This is a genomic window from Tenacibaculum amylolyticum (assembly GCF_964511145.1).
In the GTDB taxonomy this organism is placed as follows: Bacteria; Bacteroidota; Bacteroidia; order Flavobacteriales; family Flavobacteriaceae; genus Polaribacter; species Polaribacter amylolyticum.
This window is the reverse complement of record NZ_CAZEFZ010000066.1, coordinates 174,189-201,091: the sequence shown is the minus strand read 5'-3', so window position 1 is coordinate 201,091 and position 26,903 is coordinate 174,189. Positions and strand designations below refer to the sequence as shown.

The 26,903-nt window shown below is 33.4% G+C and carries 19 protein-coding genes and 2 tRNA genes; 17 read left to right on the top strand and 4 right to left on the bottom strand.

The features are described from left to right. Positions 1–15: 15 nt before the first annotated feature. From ACKTTC_RS16095 to ACKTTC_RS16075, 5 genes are all read left to right on the top strand, one after another. Positions 16–594: a Crp/Fnr family transcriptional regulator gene (locus ACKTTC_RS16095; RefSeq protein WP_408040873.1), complete on the top strand. Its 579-nt coding sequence runs from the start codon at positions 16–18 to the stop codon at positions 592–594. Between the two features lie 58 nt (positions 595–652). Then, positions 653–1,423 carry an MBL fold metallo-hydrolase gene (locus ACKTTC_RS16090; protein WP_408040872.1) on the top strand — a complete coding sequence of 257 codons (771 nt, stop codon included), beginning with the start codon at positions 653–655 and terminating at the stop codon, positions 1,421–1,423. Positions 1,424–1,632: 209 nt separating this feature from the next. Beyond that, positions 1,633–2,847, top strand: a complete 1,215-nt coding sequence (locus tag ACKTTC_RS16085) for a hypothetical protein (RefSeq protein ID WP_408040871.1) — start codon at positions 1,633–1,635, stop codon at positions 2,845–2,847. A 208-nt stretch (positions 2,848–3,055) separates the two neighbouring features. Further along, positions 3,056–4,279, top strand: a complete 1,224-nt coding sequence (locus ACKTTC_RS16080) for a metallophosphoesterase (RefSeq protein ID WP_408040870.1) — start codon at positions 3,056–3,058, stop codon at positions 4,277–4,279. A gap of 85 nt (positions 4,280–4,364) precedes the next feature. Further along, entirely contained in the window at positions 4,365–4,658 is a 294-nt protein-coding gene (locus ACKTTC_RS16075) for a thioredoxin family protein (protein ID WP_408040869.1), read from the top strand. A 425-nt stretch (positions 4,659–5,083) separates the two neighbouring features. Here the strand turns inward: ACKTTC_RS16075 and ACKTTC_RS16070 are convergent, their stop codons facing one another. Further along, the gene (locus ACKTTC_RS16070; RefSeq protein WP_408040868.1) at positions 5,084–8,215 is read right to left on the bottom strand and encodes a DUF2723 domain-containing protein; all 3,132 of its coding nucleotides are present in this window, start codon (positions 8,213–8,215) and stop codon (positions 5,084–5,086) included. 207 nt (positions 8,216–8,422) lie between these two features. Between ACKTTC_RS16070 and ACKTTC_RS16065 the strand changes: the two genes are divergently transcribed. The 3 genes from ACKTTC_RS16065 to ACKTTC_RS16055 all read left to right on the top strand — a co-directional run bounded on the left by ACKTTC_RS16065 (position 8,423) and on the right by ACKTTC_RS16055 (position 11,260). Beyond that, positions 8,423–8,493 (top strand) — tRNA-Gln (locus ACKTTC_RS16065). A 140-nt stretch (positions 8,494–8,633) separates the two neighbouring features. After that, positions 8,634–11,105, top strand: a complete 2,472-nt coding sequence (locus ACKTTC_RS16060) for a DUF4114 domain-containing protein (protein WP_408040867.1) — start codon at positions 8,634–8,636, stop codon at positions 11,103–11,105. Positions 11,106–11,189: 84 nt separating this feature from the next. Next, positions 11,190–11,260 (top strand) — tRNA-Gln (locus ACKTTC_RS16055). Positions 11,261–11,311: 51 nt separating this feature from the next. Here ACKTTC_RS16055 and ACKTTC_RS16050 read toward each other — a convergent pair. Further along, entirely contained in the window at positions 11,312–11,908 is a 597-nt protein-coding gene (locus ACKTTC_RS16050; RefSeq protein ID WP_408040866.1) for an N-acetylmuramoyl-L-alanine amidase, read from the bottom strand. Positions 11,909–12,134: 226 nt separating this feature from the next. Here ACKTTC_RS16050 and rimP point away from each other — a divergent pair, with 226 nt between their 5' ends. From rimP to infB, 3 genes are all read left to right on the top strand, one after another. Beyond that, positions 12,135–12,596 carry a ribosome assembly cofactor RimP gene (gene rimP / locus ACKTTC_RS16045; protein WP_408040865.1) on the top strand — a complete coding sequence of 154 codons (462 nt, stop codon included), beginning with the start codon at positions 12,135–12,137 and terminating at the stop codon, positions 12,594–12,596. A 15-nt stretch (positions 12,597–12,611) separates the two neighbouring features. Then, complete coding sequence (gene nusA, locus ACKTTC_RS16040) at positions 12,612–13,868, top strand: transcription termination factor NusA (protein ID WP_408040864.1); 1,257 nt, start codon at positions 12,612–12,614, stop codon at positions 13,866–13,868. 100 nt (positions 13,869–13,968) lie between these two features. Beyond that, positions 13,969–16,917: a translation initiation factor IF-2 gene (gene infB, locus ACKTTC_RS16035; RefSeq protein WP_408040863.1), complete on the top strand. Its 2,949-nt coding sequence runs from the start codon at positions 13,969–13,971 to the stop codon at positions 16,915–16,917. Between the two features lie 72 nt (positions 16,918–16,989). Here the strand turns inward: infB and ACKTTC_RS16030 are convergent, their stop codons facing one another. Both ACKTTC_RS16030 and ACKTTC_RS16025 read right to left on the bottom strand, forming a co-directional pair. Further along, positions 16,990–17,262, bottom strand: coding sequence for a hypothetical protein (locus tag ACKTTC_RS16030; RefSeq protein WP_408040862.1), 273 nt, complete (start codon positions 17,260–17,262; stop codon positions 16,990–16,992). A 342-nt stretch (positions 17,263–17,604) separates the two neighbouring features. Continuing rightward, positions 17,605–17,967, bottom strand: coding sequence for an SPOR domain-containing protein (locus ACKTTC_RS16025; RefSeq protein WP_408040861.1), 363 nt, complete (start codon positions 17,965–17,967; stop codon positions 17,605–17,607). Positions 17,968–18,180: 213 nt separating this feature from the next. Between ACKTTC_RS16025 and ACKTTC_RS16020 the strand changes: the two genes are divergently transcribed. Genes ACKTTC_RS16020 through ACKTTC_RS15995 form a run of 6 tightly spaced genes read left to right on the top strand, consistent with a single transcriptional unit; the run spans position 18,181 to position 26,895 of the window. Beyond that, positions 18,181–19,479: a c-type cytochrome gene (locus tag ACKTTC_RS16020; protein WP_408040927.1), complete on the top strand. Its 1,299-nt coding sequence runs from the start codon at positions 18,181–18,183 to the stop codon at positions 19,477–19,479. Between the two features lie 32 nt (positions 19,480–19,511). Beyond that, positions 19,512–22,661 carry a TAT-variant-translocated molybdopterin oxidoreductase gene (locus ACKTTC_RS16015; RefSeq protein WP_408040860.1) on the top strand — a complete coding sequence of 1,050 codons (3,150 nt, stop codon included), beginning with the start codon at positions 19,512–19,514 and terminating at the stop codon, positions 22,659–22,661. Between the two features lie 23 nt (positions 22,662–22,684). After that, complete coding sequence (gene nrfD, locus ACKTTC_RS16010) at positions 22,685–24,085, top strand: NrfD/PsrC family molybdoenzyme membrane anchor subunit (RefSeq protein WP_408040859.1); 1,401 nt, start codon at positions 22,685–22,687, stop codon at positions 24,083–24,085. Beyond that, entirely contained in the window at positions 24,075–24,602 is a 528-nt protein-coding gene (locus tag ACKTTC_RS16005) for a DUF3341 domain-containing protein (RefSeq protein ID WP_408040858.1), read from the top strand. The genes nrfD and ACKTTC_RS16005 overlap by 11 nt, the downstream gene beginning before the upstream one ends. Before the next feature lie 9 nt (positions 24,603–24,611). Next, positions 24,612–25,157: a c-type cytochrome gene (locus tag ACKTTC_RS16000; protein WP_408040857.1), complete on the top strand. Its 546-nt coding sequence runs from the start codon at positions 24,612–24,614 to the stop codon at positions 25,155–25,157. A 49-nt stretch (positions 25,158–25,206) separates the two neighbouring features. Continuing rightward, positions 25,207–26,895, top strand: coding sequence for a transporter permease (locus tag ACKTTC_RS15995; RefSeq protein ID WP_408040856.1), 1,689 nt, complete (start codon positions 25,207–25,209; stop codon positions 26,893–26,895). Positions 26,896–26,903 lie beyond the last annotated feature (8 nt).

The following is a 26,903-nucleotide window of genomic DNA, read 5'->3' as shown; positions in this document are numbered from 1 at the left end:
AGTAGCTGAAACAAAATGAACTCTGAATTAACAGCAATAGCAAGTTTTTTTGAAACAGAATATCCTTTAAATAAAGAAGGGTTAAGAGAATTATTATCATTATTTAAGGTTGTAAACTATAAGAAAGGAACTCAAATTTTAAGATCAACGCAACAAGAAAAGGAATTACGATTCTTAAACAAAGGAGTTATAAGAGAATATTATACTACACCAGAAAAAGAAATAAATATTAATTTCTATACTAAACCACAATTTATAACAGACTTATCATCTTTTGTAAACGATTTGAATACTAAAAAAAATCAAGAGAGTTTAACAGATATAGAATTACTGTCAATAGGTAAGAAGGAGTTTAGAGAATTATTAGAAAAATATCAATGTGGTAAATCTTTTATTGATTTATCATTCCAAAAATTATTAAAGCACAAAGAACTCTTAGAGTATAATCGAGTTACTAAAACAGCAGATGAGTTGTATAAGGAACTTTTTATATACAAACCTAATTGGCTAGAAAAAATACCACAATATCATATTGCATCCTATTTAGATGTTACTCCAGAAACACTAAGTAGAATCCGCAAACGTATTTCTTGATTCAAATCAATGGAATTTGTTGCGAGCTATCTCAACTTTGTGTTTTAAAAATAAAGTCATGAGAATTTACCATATAAGAAACGCAACAATGATTATCGAATCTAGCAATAAGGTCATATTAGTAGATCCAATGTTAGGAAAAAAAGGAACAGCAAGTCCACCATTTACTTTATTTAGATACAAACCTAAAAGAAATCCTATCCTCGATTTACCAAACAATGGAATGGAAATTATCAATAAAACAACACATTGTTTAATTACACATTTGCATCCAGATCATCTAGATAAAGAAGGAGAGAAGTTTTTAAGAAAGAAGAATATTCCTGTAATCTGTAGTGTAAAAGACAAAAAAGAACTTGAAAAAAGAGGGCTTAATGTTGTACAAACAGTAAATTATTGGAAACCGTCAAGTTTTTTAGGAGGAACTATCGAAGGAATTCCTGCAGAACACGGGTATGGTTTAGTGCGAAAAATAGCTGGAAATGTAATGGGGTATTATATGCAATTACCTAATGAACAATCGATATATCTAAGTTCAGATACAGTTTACACCCAAGATGTAGATAAAGTATTAACAGCATACAAACCAGATATCAGTGTAGCTGCTTGCGGAAGAGCGCAGTTAGATTTTTTGAAACCATTGTTAATGACTATGGAAGATATAACTCGCTTTATTAAAAATGCACCAGGGAAAGTAATAGCAAATCACATGGAAGCGGTTAATCATTGTCCAATTACTAGAACACAATTACAAGAAGAATTAGCAAAGCAAGGACTATCTCAAAAAACATTAATACCAAAAGATGGAGGTATGATGGAATTCGAATAGCTTGATTGGAAGATTTTATTAAGTATGTAGATGTATTTTTAAAAACTTCAACAATGTTAAAAGAATAGATTAGTAAATAAGAATAGTCCGAATAGTAACAAAGTAGTCCGAACGACTTTCATTCGGACTATTGAATGCTTTTTAAGAAGAACATTGGAAATACTTTTGCATTTGTAATAGAAGTAAAAATTTGTAAAAACGAATATATTATGAGTGCAATGAAATTATTTATCCTTAACATGGTTGCTATATGTTTTTTTACAGCAACATCATGCAGTAAAGATGTCAATGGTGGCGTAATATCACCACCAACTTCAAACAGAGTTTTAGATGCTTCTTTAGGTATAGAAGCAGTTCCAACTTCTTTAGGAAGTAACTATACGTCTAATTTTGATGGATACACAAAAGTAACTACACCAAATGGAGGTGCAATTCATATTGTAGCACAAAGTATGGTAACGAACGAACAAATGGTTAGAGTTCGTAGTATAATGGAACATTATCTTAGAAACTTGCCAGGATCTGTTTATGGATCAGATAAATCTGCAATAGCAAATAAAATGGCTGAGAATAATGCAGCTATTGCTTTATTAAATGGTAGAGATGATGGAAGTAATCCAAATCCAACACCAGCACAATCGTTATATCAAGAAGAAATTCAAGTAGAAGGAGGTACTTGGTATATGAATCAAAATTATCAAACACATAGAGATGCCGCATTTGAAGAAATATTACACCTTGTACATGATAGAGGAATTGGTGTAGATGGAGCAAATACAAGTCCAGGAGCAGCACCCGCTTTTCAGGTAAAGATTAGAGCAGCACAAACTAATGCGTTATCAAATAATTTGTGGGGAATTGGAGCTGCCAGTTGGATAACTGAACTTACGAATGAAAATAGTTTATCTCAAGAGTATTTAGCTGCTGTAGTTGATGTGTATTATGGATTGTGGGGTGCATGGACAGGTCCAAGAGGAATGAATGACTTATATGTTGCAAAAACTAGAGCTAACATTCCTACAAACGATCCAACTGGGCAAACTAATATCATAAACAACGGATCTCAGCAAATATTTTTTCATACTTATTTAACCTATAATGCAAGAATCGATGCAAGTTTAAATGGTAATTTTTCTTTAAAATTTGATGCTTCAAAACCATATACCAACTGTTCTAGATATTTAAAAGACGTAACCTTATTAGGAAGTAATAATAATACAGTTACAGTAAACGAATTAGACAATAATATTACTGGGAACTCTGGCTCTAATACAGTTATTTTCTCTGGCGCAAGTTCAGAATATACAATTAGTACAAATGGAGGAGTTACAACAGTAACTGATAATACAGCTAATAGAGATGGAGAAAATACATTAACGGGGATCGAAAAAGTGCAATTTACAGATCAAACAATGACACTGTAATAATTTGGAGATAATAAAAAGATAGTAATAATAGTGGTTTGAGTAGAAAGCTCAAACTGCTATTTTTTTATGCTCTAGAACGTATTTATTGCACTTTATAGATGTGAATGTAAAACTTTATCATTCTTTTAAGATTCTGAATAAGAAACAATCAAAAGTATTTTAAGAGATAGCCGTATCTTTGTGATTACTTTAAAATTAGAATCATATGCCGCGTTGGGTAATCCCTATGGTTATTATCACATCCATAATTGTGATTTTTGAAGCTTACGCTTTTCAAGCAGTTAAGTTGGTAACAAAAAATAAACTCATTCGTTACAGTTGGCTAATTCTAGGAGGTTTAGCCTATGTCAATTTCTTTTACGTCATCTTTACATCCGATAGAAGTTCTGGGCAAACCAGACAATTTCAGTGGGCAGCAGGTTTTATGTTGTTAGTGTTATTGCCTAAGCTGTTCATTGTACTTTTCATGTTAGGAGAAGATATCATACGTTACGTAAAAAAAGCATTCGATTACTTTACAAATAAAGAATACACACCTGTAAAAGGAAGAAGAAAGTTTATAGCACAATTGGCTTTAGGAATTGCAGCTATCCCATTTGCAAGTATGCTGTATGGTATTTTTAGAGGAAAGTATAATTACAAGGTTTTAAAGTATCAACTTGCATTTAAAGATTTACCAGAAGCTTTTGACGGGTTTACCATAACACAAATTACAGATATCCATTCTGGAAGTTTCGATAATAAAGAAAAAATCCAATATGGTGTTGATTTGATCAACGAACAAAAGTCTGATGTAATTTTATTCACAGGAGATATTGTAAATAATTTTGCAACTGAAATGGATGAATGGATTCCGATGTTCAAGCAATTGGAAGCACCTAGAGGGAAATTTTCTATTCTAGGAAACCATGATTACGGAGATTATTCCCAATGGAAAACAGAAGAAGCAAAAGAAGCAAACTTTAAAGCTATAAAAGATATTCATCCTCAAATTGGATTCGATTTAATGCTAAACGAAAACCGTTATATAGAAAAAGACGGAGAAAAAATAGCATTAATTGGAGTAGAGAACTGGGGGAAAGGATTTAATCAAGCAGGAGATTTAAAAAAGGCTTCAGAAGGAATTAATAAAGAAGATTTTAAAATTTTACTAAGTCACGATCCAACACATTGGGAATATAAAGTAAAAGAAGATGACTTTAATTATCAATTAACGTTAAGTGGGCATACACACGGTTTACAATTTGGAATAGAAATCCCTGGTTTTTTCCGTTGGAGTCCTTCTCAATATGTATACAAGCAATGGGCAGGGTTGTATAAAGAGTTTGATCGATATATTAATGTAAATAGAGGCTTTGGATACCACGCTTTTCCTGGTAGAGTGGGAATTTGGCCAGAAATTACCGTTATAGAGCTAAAAAAAGCCTGATTTTCAGCTTTTTTAGGCTGCTGTTGGTGCTTACTTAATAAAAAAATAGTAATTTTAAGCACTTTACAGGAAAAATTTTTAAAAAATGACAAAATTTGGCGAAATCATTAATATTGATAAACCTGTATTAATTGATTTTTATTTTAATTGGGAAGATATTGAGAATAGTGTAGAAACACTACGAGATGTTGCTGCTGCTTTAGGAGATAAAGCTAAGGTAATTAAGATCGATATCAAGAAGAACGAGATTTTAGCTGATGCACTTAGAGTAAAAGGTAACCCTACTTTTATGATTTATAAAAAAGGCGAAATGGTTTGGAGACAAACTGGTGAACAAGATGCAAATACGCTTATTGGTTTAGTACAGCAATACGTGTAATATCCCTTTATAATCTAATCTTTTCTTCTCTACATCCCCGAAAAAAATAATATCCAACAGTTTATTATATATTTCAAAGCACTAAATAAGTTTGGTATGTATTCTTGTACAAGAAAGTGTCGTTTTTAGCAAAAGTTCTAAACGATAAACATTTTGTGATATAAAATAGAGATAGTTTAGAAAACCATTAGGTTACTTTTTATTCTTGAAGCGAATTTCAATGATTGCTTAAAAAAACACTCAAAATGATTTTCTACTTATTATTTTAAACAGGGAATTTAGTTATGGGATGATATTCATTCTTTCAAATTACCCAAAGAGTGTTCCTTTAAACTGTCTTATAAGTGTAGTTAACAGTGTTAATTCAAAAGCTAATACTATTTAGTTAAAATATAAAAACTGCCTTAAGGCAGTTTTTATATTGTTTATGGTTTTATAGTGTCCAGAAGTAGTGGCTCTTCAGCAGGCTTTTCAGGTTCAGGTAATAAACTCTTAAAAAGCTTTAGCTTGTCGAAGAAATCATCTTCTAGCTTTTTCACATAGGTCTCATCTTTATCAAATCTAGCTACCTGACTAATAACTGTGCGATACATATATAAGTTAGTATCTAAATCATCAAAAATATAATCAAAATCATCATAAGTGCTAAAATGCTCGATTTGCTGTTGGAAAAGATCAATTAAAGTCTCAGCAGTCTGTCTTGCCTTTTCTTTATCACCTATTTTATAATATAACTCAGGATAACCTAAAGAAATACTATAGTGATCAAAATCACGAATTGGCATTTTGTGTAAAGAAAGATCTAATACTTCCTTAGCTTTAGCAGTATCTCCTTTTATTAAGAACTCTTCAGATAAACGCATTAAGTTGTTACGCATAGAAATTGCATTACGCTTACCTTGTTCATCAAGATAAATTTTTCCATTATTAATAGTGCCCCAATCCCATTTCTGAACATTTTTATACATTCTTTCAGGATCAATACGCCCCATATCAAACATAGATTTGTCTGCAATTGGTGTTTTAATAGGAACTAATTCAAAAGCCATTCCATCTAACTGTAAATAGTCTTTTAACCAGATAAACTCTTCAGGAGCATTTGCACCTCCCGTAAAATAAATAGGTCTTTTCCAATCAAAATTATTTAAAATGTCTAACATTAAAATTCTATTCTTAGTTAGTACATCGTCAATTTTAATATCTATGTAATCTACAATCTTATCAGCATCCTTCTCAGAAACGATATTGTATTTTAATACATTTTCTTTGTTTACAGGAATTCGAATTTTATTAGTAGGATAAATCTTTTCTTTAGTTCCACTTTCAGTTTCATAATAAGTAGCATCGTTACTACTTGCAATCCATTTCATGAAAGTATTTAATGGAATTACAGAATCCTTTAATTGAGGATGCGGTACTAAATATGCAACATCTAAAGTTCCGTATTTATATTGGTGGTGTTTTAATTGCGATGGAATAGGTGGTGCATCATACGTTGCTTTTTTCATCTGATCGATATACCAATCCGTAGCAAATAAACTTGTATTTACAATTTTAATATCTCTACGAACACCTTCTACTTGTTGCATATACCATAAAGGGAAAGTGTCATTATCTCCAATCGTAAATAAAATAGCATTTGGAGCGCAACTCTCTAGGTATGTTTGTGCGTTTAATAAAGCTAAGTATCTATCAGCTCTATCATGATCGTCCCAGTTTTGGAAGCCCATTAAAGCAGGAACAGAAATTAGAGAAACAATAGAAACCGTCAAGGCAACGACCTTTTTATTCATATAAGTTTTTAAACTGTTGTAAATTGCTAATACACCAAAACCAATCCACATTGCAAAAACATAAAAAGATCCTACAACTGCATAATCACGTTCTCTAGGTTCAAAAGGTTTAGGGTTGGTATAAAAGATAATAGCAAATCCAGTAAAAGCAAAGAACAGGCCTAAAATATACCAGTTACTTCTGTCTTCTTTTAACTGATAAAGTAATCCTATAAGCCCTAGAATTAAAGGCAAAAAGAAGTATGTATTTCTCCCTTTGTTGTTTTTTGCAGCATCAGGCAGTTTTTCTTGAGAGCCTAAACGAGCTTCGTCTATTGGTTTAATTCCACTCAACCAATTTCCGTTGTTATCTAAATGTCCTTGTATATCGTTTTGTCTACCAACAAAATTCCACATAAAATAACGCCCATACATATAACCAAACTGGTAGTTAAACATAAACCTTAAATTCTCTAAAAATGTTGGCTTTCTAGTACTACGTAATGGAATGCCAGCAATTTGCTTGTAATATTGTTCTGCCGCAGGATCTACCATTCTAGGCATAAAACCTTTGTGTTTATCAGACCATTTTGGTAATACTCCTTTATAATTATTTACAATTTCATACTTACCATTTATCTTTTCATATTTAGGTTTATCATCTCTATAAACACTTACGATATTCCCATATTCATCTCTTTCGGTCTCTTGTTCTTTTTTATAAGCAAAAGAATAATATTTATCGTAAAAAACATTGGCATCTCCATATTGTTCACGATTATAATATGCAAGTAATTCTCGTGCACTAGAAGGATTGTTTTCATTAATAATGGTATCGGCATTAGCTCTAATAGGTAGCATTAACCAAGTAGAAAAACCAATCATTATAAAAAGTAATGATAATATTAAGGTATTGGCCATTACCAACTTCTTCTTACGAGTATAATTTAAACCGTAATAAAACAAACCAATTAAAACAATACCTGCAATTACAGTTCCTGAGTTGTATGGTAATCCAATAGAGTTAATGAAAAATAATTCAGAAATACTAAAGAACTTTAATGTAAAAGGAAATAAAAATTTAAATACAAAAGCTAATACTAATATTGAAACAACTGTAGCAATAGCTGTAGTTTTTACAGTAATTTCTTTATAGTTTTTGAAAAAGTATAGTAAAACAATTGAAGGAATTACTAATAAAGAAAGAATGTGAACTCCAAAAGATAATCCAATCACAAAACTAATAAGCAATAGCCATCTATTTCCTCTTGGTAAATTCATCTCACTTTCCCACCTTAGTCCTAACCAGAATAATAAAGCCATCAAGAAAGACGACATAGCATATACTTCACCTTCAACGGCGCTAAACCAAAAACTATCAGAAAATGTATAAGCTAATGATCCAACAAGTCCACTTCCTAATACAGCTATTTTTTCTCCAACACCCAAAGTACTTTCTTTGGTCGCCATTTTTTTAGCTAAATTAGTAATAGACCAAAACATGAATAGAATAGTAAAAGCACTTGCTAAACCAGACATAAAGTTTACCATTTTTGCAAATTGACTAGGATCATTGCTAAACATAGCGAAGAAAGCCCCTAGCATTTGGAATAATGGCGCACCAGGCGGATGCCCCACTTCTAAGTTAACTGCAGTAGAAATATATTCTCCGCAATCCCAAGAACTAACAGTGGGCTCTAACGTTAAAGTATAAGTTATTAATGCAATAGCAAATGAAACCCATCCTAAAATGATATTCCACTTATTGTAACTAAAGTCTTTCATAATTGAGTTAAAAAAATCAATGCGAATGTACTATATTTTATGTTAAATCTCTAGTAACATTCTATGTTCAAGAGTAAAAAAACAAAAATAGATGAATACTTGTTTTAAGATTAGACACAGGCTTATAAAGTTCTGTTAAAAGAAAAATATTAAAAAAAGTTTGGTAGAATAATTTTCTGTAGTATATTTGCACCCGCAATAAGCAATTGGCCTATGGTGTAATGGTAACACACCGGTTTTTGGTACCGATATTCAAGGTTCGAGTCCTTGTAGGCCAACAAATCCTCTACGTTAAGTAGGGGATTTTTCATTTCATCGAAGTTTTATTGTAGACGAATCGTTTCGTCGAACTTTCGTTTTTCCTTTTATCTTATTTTTTTGTTCAGTAAACGAAAATCGTTGAAAAACAGTTTTATGTATGGCTAATTTAGAGGTATCAAATGAGAATACCATGAAAAAATTAGTACTCCTTTTAGTGTTCTTAGGACACTTCACAACAGCACAAAATTATAATTATCTAGGGACGTATTCAGCAAATGGAACGCCAGATTATTTAGAGAACCCAGGTGATAATGTTTCTGTAGAGACATTAGAGATGATTAGCAACTCAATACCAGAATCATATCCAGTACCAGATTACAATCCTCAATATATTACTGCAGGATATGATACTAATATAGAATTAACAGAAGCAGCAGATGTATATGTAACTTTTATTTCAGAAGGAGCTGGATATAGAAATGTGCTTGGATTTTACACGTATGATCTTGATAACCCACTTACATCAGCACCAAACGATGAAGATATTACTATTATTTTTCCTAATGTATCTGCTTTAGGGAGTGGAGGAGGATTGCAAACAGGAGATAAAGTTAAAATCGGAAGCTTTGAAGCAAATACAGGTATTGGCTGGGTGTTGCTAGCAAATGCGTGGAGTGCAACATATCAAACGGTGGGGTTTGGTTATTGGACATTGTTTTCAGATCCTAATTTTAACCCAGAAAGTGATCCAAACTTACAACATCATAACGTGTTACTTTCTGATGTGGAAAACGAAAGGGTAATTTTAGGTTTTGAAGATATTAGAAGAGATAGAAGTAATTGTGATAATGACTTTAATGATGCAGTATTCTATATTACAGCAACGTCATTTTCTGCAATGAGAATGAACAATGTGGCGGATGTAAGTATTTCTAGTGATGTTACTTCTTCATATGATGGAGGATTGGAGAGTAATGGGAAACTAGCGCAATTAATTGCTAAAAGAAACTTAGAAAGAAGCAAGAATAAGACACACAAAAATTTAAAAGCATATCAAGAAAAGTTTGAAAAAAATAATTTACTAAATAGAGGAGGGAGTACTATAGTAAATTATTTGCCAACTACAGGTATGTACGGAAATGAAACGTCAAATGTTTCTAGTCCAGAAGATTTGTTAGGGATTACAAATGCGAAAGAAGTTTTTGCGGTAGATTATTATAGTGGCAATAGTAGAGTATCTGCTGTGTTGGCAACAAAAACTGAAGGAGAGGTTTACGATCATTCAAAAGCTATTTGCGACCGTTTAAATAATTCTACTATTGAGGATGTAAGAACGGTAGTAACTAGAGGGCATAAAATTGTAAGTGCTAAAATTAAAAGAGCAAATGGTTTAGTAGAATATACTTTAGGTTTTTCAATTAAAGAAGGAGAAAGTGTAAATGAATTACATAGTTATTGGAATATTGAAAAATATCCAGCAGGAGATTATTATAACTTCCAAATATGGGGTAGTACTTATTCTCAAGTATTCTCTGTTGCTAATTATGTCTTAGATATGTTTTCAGAAGAAAAAGAATTAAATAGTAGTGGATTGGATACTAAAGTGCCATCAGTTTTTGTAAGTTCTGGAAGATATTCAAATGGAAAACTGTATTTAGATGTTGTAAATAAGAGTGGAGTTCAAGAAGTTGTTTTCGATGGAAATATTCAAACTACTGAAACAGGGGAGACGATAAATATGAACAAAGCAATTGGTTTAACAGGTGCTTGGAATGAATCTTTAGTAATTGAAACAGGAGTTTTATTTGATGTAGGTTTTTCATTAGCAACAAGTGATTCTGAAGGAATAGATGCTTTATATTTAGCAGATGGACCATGGGGCTTAGATTATTTGGAGTCAAATGCTATGGTAACAAGTTTTGAAGTTACTAATGAAGCTATAGAGGATGAGGAAATGGCACACGAAGTAAATAGAAACATTACTGTTTCGGGAGAGGTAAAAGGGAATGTGAATGTGTTTAGACATTTGCTTCCTGGGGATCAGACGTTAGATGTAAGTTCATATAACTATCTTTCTTTTAATATTAGTACAACAAATCCTGTTGAAATTGTTTTGATGCCGGAGAATCTTGAAAATTGGGAATCTAGATTAAGATATACGATACCTGTTAATACAGAGCAAACAAATTATGAATTAAGAATTGAAGATTTTGTAAATCAGTTTGGGGAGAGAGGAAATGTTGCAGATATAAAAACGATTGTGTTTTCTATAATGGGAGATTTTACAAACACAGAATCATATGATGTAGCAATAAGTAATGTGGCTTTAAAAGAAGTTAGAACATTGTCTGTAGAAGAGATTAGTAATGAAAATGTATCAAAAGTATTCAATTATCCAAACCCGTTTAGGGAAGTAACTACGATAAAATTACCTAAGACGGCAACATTTGTTCAAATGAGAATTTTTGATCTATTAGGAAGAGAAGTGTTTTCAGATAAAATAGCAACAAAATTGTCTAATGGAAATGAATTCGTTTGCAGACCAGCTATTTATAAAACAGGAGTGTTTAAATATATTGCGATTGATGATCAGAATAATAGCTATAAAGGAACGTTAGTATTGAAATAAATTTTGAGCTGGGGAGTGAAAAAAATAAAGTTTGTGTTTTTTAATACAAACTTTATTTTTATATTTGCATCCGCAATTAAAGCATGTCCCATGGTGTAATGGTAACACACCGGTTTTTGGTGCCGTTATTCTAGGTTCGAGTCCTAGTGGGACAACAAAAAGCTTCTGAGTTTTTCAGAAGCTTTTTTATTTTTACCAATTATGGTTTAACTAAACAGCTCGTTCTTTGCTCTAAGAATAGCTTTTACATGGTATGTCACTATCCGTTCTCTTCCTTCTCTAGTATTTAAAAAAGTAGAGAAATCATTAAAGTTATCCATAAAGAAACTTTCAGTGAGTATTGCAGGCATTCTCGTTTTTGTAAGTACATAAAATCTACGTTCTTTATCTAGATCGCCATCGCTAAAATCTGTTCGTAAACGTTGGTTTGGAAACTCATCTTTAAAAGCCTCTCCAAAAATAGTAGCAATTTTGTCACTTTTAGTATCTCCGGGAGATGTGAAAATCTCGCTTCCGTGACCACCTCCAGCATTAGAATGAATACTTAAATAAAAAGATGAATTTTTAGGATATTTATTGGCTCTATTTACGCGAGTTTCTAAACGTACATCTCTGTGTTCTGGAGCTAAATTTACATACGGAATATAGAGTTTCGTGAGTTGTTCAATAATACCATTCACAATAGCTCTGTTAAATTCGCCTTCGTAAATAATACCATCATCTCCCCAATCTTTTCTCTTTCCTTTGGTTTGGTAAATACCGTTAATTAATCCTCCATGTCCATTGTCTAGTAATACAATCATAGCGTTTCGTTTTTAGTTATATTGTAAATGTAAGTATTTATAAAATTGAAACCAAGGAGGAAAAAACCTTTGCTATAAGGTTGTTTTTCTTGTAAAAAGAGTAAAAAAATAATAAACCGTAAAATGATAAGCGTTTGTTTTATATAGAATAAGTTCTTATATTTGCACGGAATTTCTCAATTAAGATGTATGAAGGGGACGAAAGTCCCCTCTTTTTATACCTAAAATGAATCAAGATAAAGTTAAAGTATTATTACAAGAAGCGTTAGATGAAAATCCATCATTATTCTTAATAGATTTAAAGTTTCTTGCTAATAATAAGATCAAAGTAATAGTAGATGGAGATTCAGGAATTCCACTAAGTGAGTGTGTTAGAATCAGTAGAAATATTGAGCACAACTTAGATAGAGAAGAAGAAGATTTTTCTTTAGAGGTAACATCTCCAGATATTTCGGAACCTTTAAAAGTACAACGCCAGTATAACAAGAATATTAGCAGAACGTTAAAGGTAAAAACCGAAGAAGGTGAATTTCAAGGAATACTTACAGAAGTAACTGAAGAAGGAATTCTTCTAACTTGGAAAGCAAGAGAACCAAAACCAGTTGGTAAAGGAAAGCATACGGTAGAAAAACAAGTGAACATACCGTATTCAGATATTAAAGAAGCAAAAGTGAAGATTATATTTTAATAGTATAGGATAGTAATGGAAAATATTGCATTAATAGAGTCGTTTTCAGATTTTAAAGATAATAAAAGTATAGACAGAGTAACATTAATGTCTATTTTAGAAGAAGTATTTCGTTCAGCTTTAAAACGAAAATATGGATCTGATGACAACTTTGATATAATCATTAACCCAGATAAAGGAGATTTAGAAATTTGGAGAAACCGTGTGGTAGTTGCCGACGGAATGTCTGAAGATGATAATGAGGAAATTGAGTTATCTGAAGCAAGAAAAATTGAGCCAGATTTCGAAATAGGAGAAGATGTATCTGAAGAAGTAAAGTTAATTGATTTAGGAAGAAGAGCGATTTTAGCATTACGTCAAAACCTAATTTCTAAAATCCACGAACACGATAGTACAAATGTATTTAAGCAGTTTAAAGATTTAGAAGGAGATATATATAGTGCAGAAGTACACCATATTCGTCACAATGCAGTAATTTTATTAGATGATGAAGGAAACGAAATTGTATTGCCTAAAGCAGAGCAAATTCGTTCAGACTTCTTTAGAAAAGGAGATGCAGTAAGAGGAGTAATTAAAAAGGTAGAGCTAAGAGGAAATAAACCATCTATAATTTTATCGAGAACTGCACCAGAATTCTTGGTGAAATTATTCGAGCAAGAAATACCTGAAGTATTCGACGGATTAATTACAATTGAAGGAGTAGCAAGGATTCCAGGAGACAAAGCAAAGATTGCTGTAGACTCATATGACGATAGAATAGATCCAGTAGGAGCTTGTGTTGGAGTAAAAGGTTCTCGTATACACGGTATCGTAAGAGAATTAGGAAACGAAAATATTGATGTTATTAATTATACTAAGAACGAACAGTTGTATATTGCAAGAGCATTAAGCCCTGCAAAAGTAACATCAGTAAAAATTGAAAAATTTGAAGAGGAAAAAGATGGTAAGAAAGGACGTGTAAATGTACTTTTAAAACCAGAGGAAGTATCTAAAGCTATTGGTAGATCAGGAGTAAACATCCGTTTAGCTAGCCAATTAACAGGATACGATATAGACGTGCAAAGAGAAGGTTTAGAAGAAGAAGATGTAGAGTTAACAGAATTCTCTGATGAAATCGAAGCATGGGTAATTGAAGAATTCAGAAAGATAGGATTAGACACAGCAAAAAGTGTTTTAGATAAAGACGTATCTGAGCTTGTAAAAAGAACAGACCTTGAAGAAGAAACTATTGTTGATGTTCAAAAAATTCTAAGAGAAGAATTCGAAGAGTAACATAATAACAAAGGTTTTTCGATTCCTTTTAAAAATCGAAACAGAAATAAGTGCACAATAATTATCGCACTTGTTTAAATAAAAAGTATTATAACTATTTATGGCTGAAGCTAAAAAATTAAGACTAAACAGAGTTTTAAGAGAATTAAATATCTCTTTAGATAGAGCAGTGGAACACTTGGCTAAAAATGGTCATGAAATCGAAGCACGTCCAACGACTAAGATTTCAGATGCAGAGTATCAAGTATTATTAGACGGTTTCCAAACAGACAAGTCTAAGCGAGTTGCGTCTAAAGAAGTAAGCGAAGAAAAGCGTAAAGAGAAGGAGGAAATTCGTAAGAGAATTGAAGCAGAGCAGGAAGCAAAACGCGCAGAAGAAGCTAAAAAACAAGAAATACTCAGAGCTAAGGCCGATAGACCACAGTTAAAAACTGTAGGTAAAATAGAAATCGATAAGTCTAAAACTACTGAACCTAAAGCAGAGGAAAAACCAAAAGAAAAAGTGGTTGAAGCTCCAAAAAAGGAAGAACCAGTAGTAGTTAAGGCAAAAGAGGAAAAAGTAGCTCCTAAAGTAGAAGAGGTAAAAGCTCCAGAACCTAAGAAAGTTGAGGTTAAAAAGGAAGAGCCTAAAAAGGAAACTCCTAAAATAGAGGAGAAAAAGCCAGCACCAGTTAAGGTTGAAAAACCAAAACCTATAGAGATTCAAAAACCTAAGGTGAAAACTGTTGCTAAAGCTAATCAACCTAAAGAAAAAGAGGTTAAGAAAGAAGTTACTCCAGAGAATGCTGAGAAAATACAAACAAAGTATCAAAAGTTAGACGGTCCTAAAATGACAGGTCAGAAAATTGATTTAAAACAATTTGAAAGACCTAAGAAGAAAAAGCCAGATGCTAATAAGGACAATAACGCAGATAAAAGAAAGCGTAAAAGAATAACGAAACCTGGTACTGGAAATAACCAGCAAGGAAATAACAATAACCGTGGCCAAGGAAATAACAACAATAGAGGTGGTCAAGGAAATAATAATAGAGGCGGTCAAGGAAACAACCGTGGGGGACAAGGTAATAACCGTGGAGGCCAAGGAGGTAACAGAAGAGGAAACTTTAGAAGAGGAAATGGAAGAAGACCTGAGGTTAAGAAAGAAGAATTAACAGAGGCTGAAATCCAGAAGCAAGTAAGAGAAACACTAGAAAAGCTTCAAGGAAAATCTAATAAAGGAAAAGGAGCTAAATATAGAAGAGAGAAAAGAGATCAGCACCGTCAACAGGCTGAAGCAGAAATGCAAGCAGCACAAGAAAAAGTACTTAAGGTTACAGAATTCGTAACAGTAAGTGAAGTTGCAACAATGATGGATAAACCTGTAACAGATATTATTTCTGCATGTATGATGTTAGGAATGATGGTTACAATGAACCAACGTTTAGATGCAGAAACACTTCAAATTGTTGCAGAAGAATTTAACTATAAAGTAGAATTCGTTGGTGCAGAAGTAGAAGAATCTATAGAAGAGGTAGAAGATAAAGCAGAAGATTTATTACCACGTGCTCCAATTATTACAGTAATGGGTCACGTAGATCACGGTAAAACTTCGTTATTAGATTATGTTCGTAAAGCAAATGTAATTGCAGGTGAGAGTGGAGGAATTACACAGCATATTGGAGCCTACAGTGTAACTTTAGATGGCGGACAAAAAATCGCATTCTTAGATACACCAGGTCACGAAGCCTTTACAGCAATGCGTGCACGTGGAGCACAAGTTACCGATTTAGTAATTATTGTAATTGCTGCCGATGATGATGTAATGCCACAAACAAAAGAAGCAATATCTCACGCACAAGCTGCAAACGTGCCAATCGTATTTGCAATAAACAAAGTAGATAAGCCAAACGCGAATCCAGATAATATTAAAACACAACTTTCTGCTATGAACTTATTAGTAGAAGATTGGGGTGGAGATATTCAATCACAAGAGATTTCTGCTAAAACAGGACAAGGAATCGATGAATTACTTGAAAAAGTATTGTTAGAAGCAGAAGTTCTTGAATTAAAAGCAAATCCAAACAAAAATGCTGTAGGTACTGTAGTAGAAGCACAGTTAGATAAAGGTAGAGGATATGTATCTACAATCTTAGTACAAGCAGGAACTTTACGTATTGGAGATTACTTATTAGCTGGTAAACATAGTGGTAAAGTAAGAGCGATGTTCGATGAGCGTGGAAAGAAAGTAAAAGAAGCAGGACCTTCTACACCAGTATCAATTTTAGGTTTAGATGGTGCACCGCAAGCAGGGGATAAATTCAATGTATTTGAAGACGAAAGAGAAGCGAAGCAAATCGCTGCAAAACGTTCTCAGTTACAACGTGAGCAATCTGTAAGAACTCAGAAGACATTAACGTTAGATGAAATTGGTCGTCGTATTGCATTAGGAGACTTTAAAGAGTTAAACATTATCCTAAAAGGAGATGTAGATGGTTCAGTAGAAGCATTAACAGATTCGTTCCAGAAGTTATCTACAGAAGAAATCCAAGTAAACATCTTACACAAAGGAGTTGGAGCAATTACAGAATCAGATGTATTATTAGCATCAGCTTCAGACGCGATCATTATTGGATTTAACGTACGTCCTCAATCTAATGCAAGAAACATTGCAGATAGAGAAGAAGTAGATATCAGAACATACTCTATTATTTACGATGCTATTAACGACCTTAAAGATGCCATGGAAGGAATGTTATCTCCTGAAATGAAAGAAGAGGTAATAGGTAACGTAGAAATTAGAGAAGTATACAAAATTTCTAAGGTTGGAAACATTGCAGGTTGTATGGTAATGAGTGGAAAAATTACTAGAGACTCAAATGTACGTATCATTAGAGATGGTATTGTAGTACACGATGGAGAGTTAACATCATTAAAACGTTTCAAAGATGATGTTAAAGAAGTAACGAAAGGTTACGATTGTGGATTACAAATTAAGAACTACAATGACATTAAAGAAGGAGATGTAATCGAAGTGTATGTTGAAGTAGCAGTTAAGAAAAAACTGAAATAATTTAAGTTTACATATAAAAAAAGACCTCGTGAAAACGAGGTCTTTTTTTTATGCGCTATAGATTTATTTGTCTTATGCTTTTTCAAACTTAACTCGACAAGTAGGACACTCTGTTCCATGAACAGTGCTTTTTAGTTTTATACCGTTCAAATGAGTAACAATAAAGTCTTGCACAAAAGCATAGTTAGCATTATGATTATTTACATCAATTTGCTCGTCTTTGTATTTCTCCCTTATAATGTTATCATACTCCTGATCTCCCCAACAGTTCGGACAATAACCGTTAGATAAATCAGATGATACTTCTTTCGTTTTTTTTCCAAATAAAGTTTTTAAAAAATTCATAATATATCGTTCATTAGTAATTAAGACGTTCTACTATTGTATCTCTTTTTGAGATCTTCCTTAGTATTAATTCAAACAATGCTTTTTAAGTCGTAAAGAAATAAAGATACTTACGAAACCCGATTTTGATGTATTTGAATTTTATCTAAAACGCGATATAAGCTATTTCTAGATGCAATGATGTGTAGTTGTGGTTGAAAGTGAATTTGATTCGGGAAATCTAATGTTTTGTGCTTGTATAAATAAAAAACTCCCTCATTTCTGAAGGAGTTTATATTGTTGTTAAAGTTTTTTAAGAATAAACTACCAAAATTGTAACTACAAAATGGAGTATCTACTAAGTTATAAAGGAATAACGATAGCGCCTGAAAACTTTTCTCGGATTTTATTCAATTCTTTATCTGCTTCTATTTTGCTTTGGTAACGTCCCACATGAACCTTCCATTCTGGTGCCTCATATTTTAATTTTGAATAGATGTAAGGAAACTTAATTAAGAAGTTTTCTTTAATGCTTCTTGCACGTCTTTCATTACCATTATAAAGCTGAATTCTGAAGCCTGTACCGTTCTTTTCATTGTACAGTCTTTTTTTTCTTAATAAAGAGTTAATACTCTTATTTTCTGTATACTTAGATTGAGATTCTACAGTAAAACTTCCCAAAAAAAGGAAGATAAATAGCACTAAAATGTTAATACTTTTACTCATATCAAATGTTTTACACAAAAGTAACGACTTGTTATCGAATAGATTGCTACTAAAGTTTATTTAGAATCGATATAAATTACAAATTAGGAATCTCTTAACATTTCACATTTTATAGAGAAGTAGTAATTTTGTCCGAGTTTATATAAATGGGATAAAAGTGCCCAATTGTGTAAACTCCGTACAAAATAGATGCAAAAAATATATTTTTACAGTATGAAAAGTGTGAATTATCACAGTAAACTTAGTCGAATTCTTTTTAGAAGTTTTACATTCCTAGTCGTTTTTCTAGTAAGTTTTTCGGTAAATGCTCAAGATGTTGACGAGGCGCGTCAAAAAGAGGGTAAAAAATTATTCAAATCATTATGTGCTTCATGTCATAAGCTAAACAAGAAATTAGTGGGGCCTGCTTTAGGCGGTATTGAAGAAAGAAGAGATAATGAATGGTTGAAAAAATGGATTCGTAACAATGCAGAGTTAAGAGCATCTGGAGATGCTGATGCAGTTGCGATTTACAACGAGTACAACCAATCGAACATGACTGCATTCCCGCAGTTATCAGACAAACAAATTGATGATATTTTATACTACACCACTGTAGGTGATCCTAAAAAAGCTGTCCCTGCAGGAAGTGAGGTTGCTGGAGGTGAGCAAGGTGGAGATGCTCCAAGATGGTTAATCTTAATTTTGGCAGCCGCAATCGTTGTAGCGTTCTTAATCATAGGAAGTTTATTAAAAACAATAAGCGAATTAAAAGGAGCTCCTAAAACACCAGGTTTATTAGGGCAAGCTGCTGAATTATGGCAAGGAATCAAGCAGAATACATTCTTACATGTAATGTTTGTTATTCTAGGTGCTTTAATAGCTGCTTATGTTGGTTTTGGAACGTTGTTTAAAGTTGGTGTAGATCAAGGATATCAACCAATTCAACCAATTGCTTTTTCACATAAAATACATGCTGGAGATAATAAGATAGAATGTCAATACTGTCACTCTGCAGCAAAACATAGTAAGCATTCAGGTATTCCATCTGTAAATGTTTGTATGAACTGTCACAAGAATATTTCTGAAGTTGCAGATGATACGAAAGTAGTAATGGAAGAAGGAGGAGTAATCTTAGGTAAAGCTCAATTAGATAAGGAAATCCAAAAGATTTACGATGCAGCTGGTTGGGATACTGAGAAATTAGCTTACACTGGAGAAACGAAGCCAGTTAAATGGGTACGTGTACACAATTTGCCAGACTTCGCATATTTTAATCACTCTCAACACGTAGTGGTTGCTGGAGTAAAGTGTCAGAAATGTCACGGTCCAGTAGAAGAAATGGAAGAAGTATATCAATATTCGCCATTAACAATGGGGTGGTGTATCGATTGTCACAAGGATACAGATGTAAACTTGAAAGGAAACGAATACTATGCTAAAATTCATAAAGAATTAGCTAAAAAGTATGGAATAGAGCAAGTGACAATTGCAGAATTAGGAGGAAAAGAGTGTGGTAAGTGCCACTATTAATAATCAAGAAAGTAGAAAAACACATTATATAAATGGCTTCAAACAAAAAATACTGGCAAAGTGTTGAGGAACTTAAAGAAGGTTCTATTGTTGAAACGCTACGTAATAAAGAGTTTGTTCAGGAAATACCTACAGACGAGTTTTTAGGAGATAAAGAAACTCTAGAGAGCTCTTCTACTTCTCGTAGGGATTTCTTAAAATATGTTGGTTTTTCAACTGCAGCTGCATCGTTAGCTGCTTGTGAAGGACCAGTGAGAAAATCAATTCCTTATGTAGTGCAACCAGATAACATCGTAGTAGGTGTAGCAGATTGGTATGCAACAACAATTGCAGACGGATTTGATTTTGCAAACGTACTTGTTAAAACAAGAGAAGGGCGTCCTATCTTAGTAATGCCTAATAAAGAAGCAGGTGCAGATATTAATGCAAGAACTGTAGCTTCTGTATTATCTCTTTACGATAATCAATTACGTGTAAAAGAACCAAGAAAAGGAGATAAACAAATTTCTTGGGGAGAGGCAGATAAAGAAATTATAGCAAAATTAGAAAGTTTAAAAGCTTCTAATGAATTAGTATATTTAGTAACAGGAACATTAGCAAGTCCTACTACAGAGAAAGTAATTGCTGATTTTGTTGCTAAATATCCAAATATTAAGCACGTTGTATACGATGCAATTTCAGAAAGTGGAACTGCAGATGCTTTTGAAGCAATGTATGGTGTACGTGCATTACCTAATTACGACTTTAGTAAAGCTGAAGTAATTGCTTCTTTCGGAGCTGATTTCTTAGGAGATTGGCAAGGAGGATATGAAAAGTCGTATGTAGAAGGTAGAAAAGTTGAAACTGGTAAAATGTCTTACCATGTTCAGATAGAAAGTAACATGTCTCTAACAGGAGCAAATGCAGATAAGCGTATTGTTGCTAAACCATCTATCCAAACGTATGCATTAATTAATTTATATAATGCAATTACAGGACAAAACTTACCTTCACACAAAACTCCAATCGATGCTCAAATTGAAAAGTTAGCGAAAGACTTAAAGAAAGCAGGAAATAAAGGAGTTGTTGTAGCAGGAATTAATGATAAAAACGCTCAATTAATTGCCTTAGCTATAAACGAGGCATTACAGAGTACAATAATCGATACGAAAGCTGTTAACTTAACTAGACAAGGAAATGATGCAGCTGTTGCAGCATTAGTGCAAGAAGCACAATCTGGAAAAGTAAAAGGATTAATTACATATAATGTAAATCCAGTATACGCATTACCAGGTTTTGATGCAGCTATAAAAAAGGTGCCATTTACAGTAGCAATATCTACACAAAACGATGCAACTGCAAATGCAACTACATTTACTTTACCAGCACCTCATAACTTAGAGAGTTGGGGGGATGTGATGGTAACTAAAGGTAAATACGGTTTAATGCAACCAACAATTGCTCCTTTATTCAATACACGACAAATTCAAGATATTCTATTATTTTGGAGTGGAGCAACTACAAATTACTACGATTCTTTAAAAGAATATTGGAAAACTAACGTGTTAAATGGAGCTTCATGGAATCAAGCATTACACGATGGTTTCTTTAATGCACCAATAGTTGCTGAAGAAGAAGTTACTGCTTCAGAAGAGGCAGCACCAGGTGTTGATGTTGCAGCTTTAACAACTGCAGCTTCAGAATTAGCTAAAACAAAATCAACACAGTTTGAATTAACATTATATAGTTCAACTGCATTAGGAGACGGTAAACAAGCAAATAACCCTTGGTTACAAGAATTACCAGATCCGATTACACGTGCTTCTTGGGATAACTACTTAACCGTTTCTATGGCAGATGCTAAAGAATTAGGTTTCGAAAATCCAGTGAAAGACAATGGAGCAATTGACGGTAATTATGCAAAAGTAACTGTAAATGGAGCTTCAGTAACAGTTCCTGTTATTGTTCAACCTGGGCAAGCTAAAGGTTCTGTAGGTCTAGCATTAGGATATGGTAGAACTCAAGGAATGAAAAAAGAAATGCAAGTAGGTGTAAATGCATATCCTTTATATACAAATGCAGACAATGTACAATACAATGTTAGCGTAGAAAAGGTGTCAGGAACACATAAGTTTGCTTGTATACAAGTACAGAGTACATTAGCTGGACGTAACGATATCTTAAGAGAGGCTACGTTAAGCGAAGTAAATAATAAGTCTTTAGATCCTAAGCATACTTGGAACCAACCATTCATGGTTTCTTACGATCACCAAGAAGTAGAGGCTAAGACAATTGATTTATGGGATGATCATTACAGAAGTGTAGGACATCACTTTAAGCTTTCTATCGACTTGACTTCATGTACAGGTTGTGGAGCATGTGTGGTAGCATGTCATGCAGAAAATAATGTTCCTGTAGTAGGAAAAGATGAAGTACGTGTTGGTAGAGATATGCACTGGTTACGTATAGACCGTTATTATTCTTCTACGGTTGAAGATAAGCAGCATGCAGAAGGGATTAAAACGATGGAGCAGTTTAAAGCTGAAAATCCTGGTATTGCTAACAAAGACTTAGAAAGAAAATATACTGAAAAAGTATTAAATTTAAGTAAAGGAGACTTATTCGATGCTTTAGAAAACCCAGCAGAAAACCCACAAGTTGCTTTCCAACCAATGATGTGTCAGCACTGTAATCACGCACCATGTGAAACAGTATGTCCGGTTGCTGCAACTTCGCACGGTCGCCAAGGTCAAAACCAAATGGCATATAACCGTTGTGTAGGAACACGTTATTGTGCAAACAACTGTCCATACCGTGTACGTCGTTTCAACTGGTTTAACTATGCAAACAACGAGGAATTCGACTTCAATATGAACAATGAGTACGGTAAAATGGTATTAAACCCAGATGTTGTTGTACGTTCTAGAGGAGTTATGGAGAAGTGTTCTATGTGTATTCAAATGACACAAGCAACGATCTTAAAAGCGAAGAGAGAAGGAAGACCTGTTAAGAAGGATGAATTCAAAACAGCGTGTTCACAAGCATGTTCTAGTGGTGCAATGATATTTGGAGATGTAAACAACTCTGAAGATGCAATTACTCCTTTAGTTGATGATAAAAGAGCTTTCCATGTGTTAGATTACATTGGTACTAAACCAAATGTAGTATACCAAGTGAAAGTAAGAAATACAAACGAAGCTTAATAAAAATTATAAGAAAATAGATTATGTCGGGTCATTACGAATCGTCTTATAGAGAACCTTTAATCCTCGGTGATAAAAATTATCACCAGATTACTGAAGATATAGCTAGACCAATAGAAGGAAAAGCTAACAAACATTGGTACGTTGCATTTTATATTTCCTTAGCAGCAATGTTATGGGGATTTGGATGTATTTTCTACACAGTAGGAACAGGTATTGGTGTTTGGGGATTAAGTAAAAACATCGGTTGGGCATGGGATATTACCAACTTCGTATGGTGGGTAGGTATCGGTCACGCAGGTACACTTATCTCTGCCGTGTTATTATTATTCCGCCAAAAATGGAGAATGGCAATTAACCGTTCTGCAGAAGCCATGACAATCTTTGCGGTATTCCAAGCAGGATTGTTCCCAATTATTCACATGGGACGTCCATGGAACGGATACTGGGTATTACCTATTCCAAACCAATTTGGATCGTTATGGGTAAATTTTAACTCACCACTTTTATGGGACGTATTTGCGATCTCTACGTATTTATCGGTTTCATTAGTGTTCTGGTGGACTGGTTTATTACCTGACTTCGCAACCATTCGTGATAGAGCTGTAAAGCCTTTCCAAAAGAAAATTTATGCATTGTTATCTTTCGGATGGTCTGGTAGAGCAAAAGACTGGCAACGTTTTGAAGAAGTATCTTTAGTATTAGCTGGTTTAGCAACTCCATTAGTACTTTCTGTACACACAATTGTATCGTTTGACTTCGCAACTTCGGTTAACCCAGGATGGCACTCAACAATTTTCCCTCCTTATTTCGTAGCAGGAGCAATCTTCTCAGGATTCGCAATGGTACAAACACTTTTAGGAGTAATGCGTAAAGTAACAAATATGGAAGCGTATATTACACGTTTACATATTGAGTATATGAATATCGTAATTATTCTAACAGGAGGTATTGTAGCTGTAGCATATGCAACTGAATTCTTCATTGCATGGTATACAGGTTCTCCTTACGAAAACTATACGTATTTATCATTTGGAGCAGAAGCTGGAGCTTACGGTTGGGCTTTCTGGTCGTTAATGATCTTCAATATCATAATTCCACAAGTTTTATGGATTAAAAAGTTTAGAAGAAGTTTTATTGTTTCATTCTTAGTTTCTATTGCAATTAACATTGGTATGTGGTTCGAGCGTTTCGACATTATTGCAATTGTATTAAGTAAAGGACAATTACCATCTACATGGTGGCGTTTTGAGCCAACTTTTGTTGATGTAGGTATCTTTGTAGGAACTATCGGATTCTTCTTTGTACTATTCTTATTATATGCAAGAACATTCCCAGTAATCCCTACGGCAGAGATTAAAACTATTTTAAAATCTTCAGGAGAGAACTATAAAAAATTAAGAGAGGAGAACAATGAGCACTAATAAAGTAATTCATGCAATATACAATGATGATGATATCTTAATGGATGCCGTTAAGACAGTAAAAGGAGCACATCATCATATAGAGGAAGTTTATACACCTTTCCCTGTTCACGGATTAGATAAGGCGTTAGGGTTAGCTCCTACTCGTTTAGCAATTACAGCATTCTTATACGGAATTACAGGTACTTCAGTAGCTATTTGGTTAACATGGTATACTATGATTGCAGATTGGCCACAAGATATTGGAGGTAAACCTAGTTTTTCTTGGGGAGAAAATATGCCAGCATTCGTTCCAATTTTATTCGAATTAACGGTATTCTTTGCAGCACACTTAATGGTAATTACTTTTTACATGAGAAGTAGAATTTGGCCATTCAAAGAAGCTGAAAACCCAGATCCAAGAACTACAGACGATCATTTCTTAATGGAGATCCCTGTACACGATAATGAAGATGATTTAAAAGCTTTGTTAGAAACAACAGGAGCTGTAGAAATTAAAGTTGTAGATAAGCATTAATAAAGAGATATGAAGAGTATAAAAATAATTATTGCTTCACTAATGGTTACAATGTTCTTTTCTTGTAACAACAAACGTAAGCCTCAAGTTCAGTATATGCCAGATATGTATGTATCTGTACCTTATAACGGAAACGGACCTATTTCTGCAGGAGGAGTACCAGTAGATAGAGATCCTGTTGCTGGAACTGTTAGTAGAAATGGAATCGTAGCATACGATATCCCTGATACTAATGAAGGATACGAAAAAGCTAAGGTTGAATTAAAAAACCCGTTACCTAAGACTGAAGAGAACTTAGAAAATGGTAAGAAAATGTACGGTATCTATTGTGCAGTTTGCCATGGTAAAAAAGGAGATGGTAATGGAGTTTTATCACAGAGAGATAAATTTAATGGTATTCCAAATTACAAAGACAGAGATATTTCTGAAGGAAGTATTTATCATGTAATTGTATATGGGAAAAACTTAATGGGATCTCATGCATCACAACTTACTTACAAAGAGCGTTGGCAAGTTGTACAATATGTAGAAAAACTAAAAAGCGAATTAAAATAAGTCTATAATAGATAGTTAAGATATGTACCAGTTTTCAGGAAAATTAAAAATGCTCGCTATTATTTTAATGGCTTTAGGTTTAATAGGAACTGTAATTAGTTTCGGTAGTGCACCTAAAACATTAGATGAAGCAAAAGAGATTTTAGCGAAACAAGAGGCGGCTCATCATGGACATGGTGGAGGTCATGCAACTGAAACTCATTCTTCAGATACTAAAGAAGTAAAGCATGAAGAAAAGGCGCATGATGTAAAAGTTGTTGAAGAAGCAACTAAAGAAACGGCGACTACTCATGCAAACGACTCTTTAAAAGGTGAAGCTAAAGATGCAGAACATGCTACTGCACATAAAGAAGAAGCTACTAACGAAGCTCATCATGCTGCAGATTCAACTTCTCACAAAGAAGAAGAGAAAGCAAATGCACACCAAGAAGCAGATACAACAACTCATACAGAAGCTAAAACCGAAGAGCATCATGTTGCTGAAATAGCAACAGCTCATAAAGAAGAAGTTTCAGAAGCTCATCATGCAGCATATAACGATACTCATGCTACTGCTAGTCACCACGGAGAAGATCATGGTGATGCACACGCAGAACATGTATTTCATCAAATGCAAAACAGACCATGGTCAGCAGTTTATGTATCTTTATTATTCTTTTTAGGGATTTCATTATTAGTAATGGCTTTTTACGCTGCACAGAGGGTAGCGCAAGCAGGATGGTCTATTGTACTATTTAGAGTAATGGAAGCTATTACAGTAAACTTACATTATATTGGAGCATTCATGTTAGTGTTTATCATTTTAACAGCAATGCATGCAAATCACTTATTCTCTTGGATGACACCAGGTACATTTGATTTACAAAGTCCAAACTACGATCCAATCGTAGATGCTAAAAAATGGTGGATGAACATGCCAGGATGGGTAATGAGAAGTGTTTTCTATTTATTAGTATGGAATGCTTTCCGTTTTATCATTAGAAGAAAATCTATTGAGCAAGATAATGGTGATTTAAAATTACACAAGAGAATCTATAACATTTCTGTAGGATTTATAGTTGTGTTTATGATTACTGAAAGTATGATGTCTTGGGACTGGATTATGGGAATTGACCCTCACTGGTTCTCTACATTATTTGGATGGTATGTATTAGCTACTTTCCTTGTTTCTGCTTTAACAGTAATTTGTTTAGTTACATTATATTTAAGAGGAAAAGGTTATTTACCATTAGTAAATGATAGTCATATTCATGATTTAGCAAAATTCATGTTTGGTTTTTCAGTATTCTGGACATATTTATGGTTTGCTCAATTCATGTTAATATGGTATGCAGATATGCCAGAAGAAACTGTATATTATGTATTAAGATTTAAGGAATACATCGTACCATTTATGGGGATGGTTGCTTTAAACTTTATTTTCCCAATATTATTATTAATCAACAGTGATTTCAAAACAGTGCCATGGATTATTGTAATTGCAGGTATGTTTATTTTAGTTGGACACTATGTAGATTTATTTGTAATGATTATGCCAGGTACAGTTGGTGATCAATGGGGATTCGGTGTTGGAGAAATAAGTGCATTCTTATTCTTCTTAGGAGTATTTATTTTTGGAACATTTACGGCATTTGGTAAAGCAAATCCAGTACCAAAAGGAAATCCTTACCTACACGAAAGTGAGACGCACCATTACTATATTATCGAACATAAAGGAGAGGATAACGCTCACCACTAATTAAAGAA

Coding starts and splice junctions, on each gene's coding strand:
- ACKTTC_RS16095 (WP_408040873.1), top strand. CDS start 16: ATGAACTCTGAATTAACAGCAATAGCAAGTTTTTTTGAAACAGAATAT.
- ACKTTC_RS16090 (WP_408040872.1), top strand. CDS start 653: ATGAGAATTTACCATATAAGAAACGCAACAATGATTATCGAATCTAGC.
- ACKTTC_RS16085 (WP_408040871.1), top strand. CDS start 1,633: ATGAGTGCAATGAAATTATTTATCCTTAACATGGTTGCTATATGTTTT.
- ACKTTC_RS16080 (WP_408040870.1), top strand. CDS start 3,056: ATGCCGCGTTGGGTAATCCCTATGGTTATTATCACATCCATAATTGTG.
- ACKTTC_RS16075 (WP_408040869.1), top strand. CDS start 4,365: ATGACAAAATTTGGCGAAATCATTAATATTGATAAACCTGTATTAATT.
- ACKTTC_RS16070 (WP_408040868.1), bottom strand. CDS start 8,215: ATGAAAGACTTTAGTTACAATAAGTGGAATATCATTTTAGGATGGGTT.
- ACKTTC_RS16060 (WP_408040867.1), top strand. CDS start 8,634: ATGGCTAATTTAGAGGTATCAAATGAGAATACCATGAAAAAATTAGTA.
- ACKTTC_RS16050 (WP_408040866.1), bottom strand. CDS start 11,908: ATGATTGTATTACTAGACAATGGACATGGAGGATTAATTAACGGTATT.
- rimP (WP_408040865.1), top strand. CDS start 12,135: ATGAATCAAGATAAAGTTAAAGTATTATTACAAGAAGCGTTAGATGAA.
- nusA (WP_408040864.1), top strand. CDS start 12,612: ATGGAAAATATTGCATTAATAGAGTCGTTTTCAGATTTTAAAGATAAT.
- infB (WP_408040863.1), top strand. CDS start 13,969: ATGGCTGAAGCTAAAAAATTAAGACTAAACAGAGTTTTAAGAGAATTA.
- ACKTTC_RS16030 (WP_408040862.1), bottom strand. CDS start 17,262: ATGAATTTTTTAAAAACTTTATTTGGAAAAAAAACGAAAGAAGTATCA.
- ACKTTC_RS16025 (WP_408040861.1), bottom strand. CDS start 17,967: ATGAGTAAAAGTATTAACATTTTAGTGCTATTTATCTTCCTTTTTTTG.
- ACKTTC_RS16020 (WP_408040927.1), top strand. CDS start 18,181: ATGAAAAGTGTGAATTATCACAGTAAACTTAGTCGAATTCTTTTTAGA.
- ACKTTC_RS16015 (WP_408040860.1), top strand. CDS start 19,512: ATGGCTTCAAACAAAAAATACTGGCAAAGTGTTGAGGAACTTAAAGAA.
- nrfD (WP_408040859.1), top strand. CDS start 22,685: ATGTCGGGTCATTACGAATCGTCTTATAGAGAACCTTTAATCCTCGGT.
- ACKTTC_RS16005 (WP_408040858.1), top strand. CDS start 24,075: ATGAGCACTAATAAAGTAATTCATGCAATATACAATGATGATGATATC.
- ACKTTC_RS16000 (WP_408040857.1), top strand. CDS start 24,612: ATGAAGAGTATAAAAATAATTATTGCTTCACTAATGGTTACAATGTTC.
- ACKTTC_RS15995 (WP_408040856.1), top strand. CDS start 25,207: ATGCTCGCTATTATTTTAATGGCTTTAGGTTTAATAGGAACTGTAATT.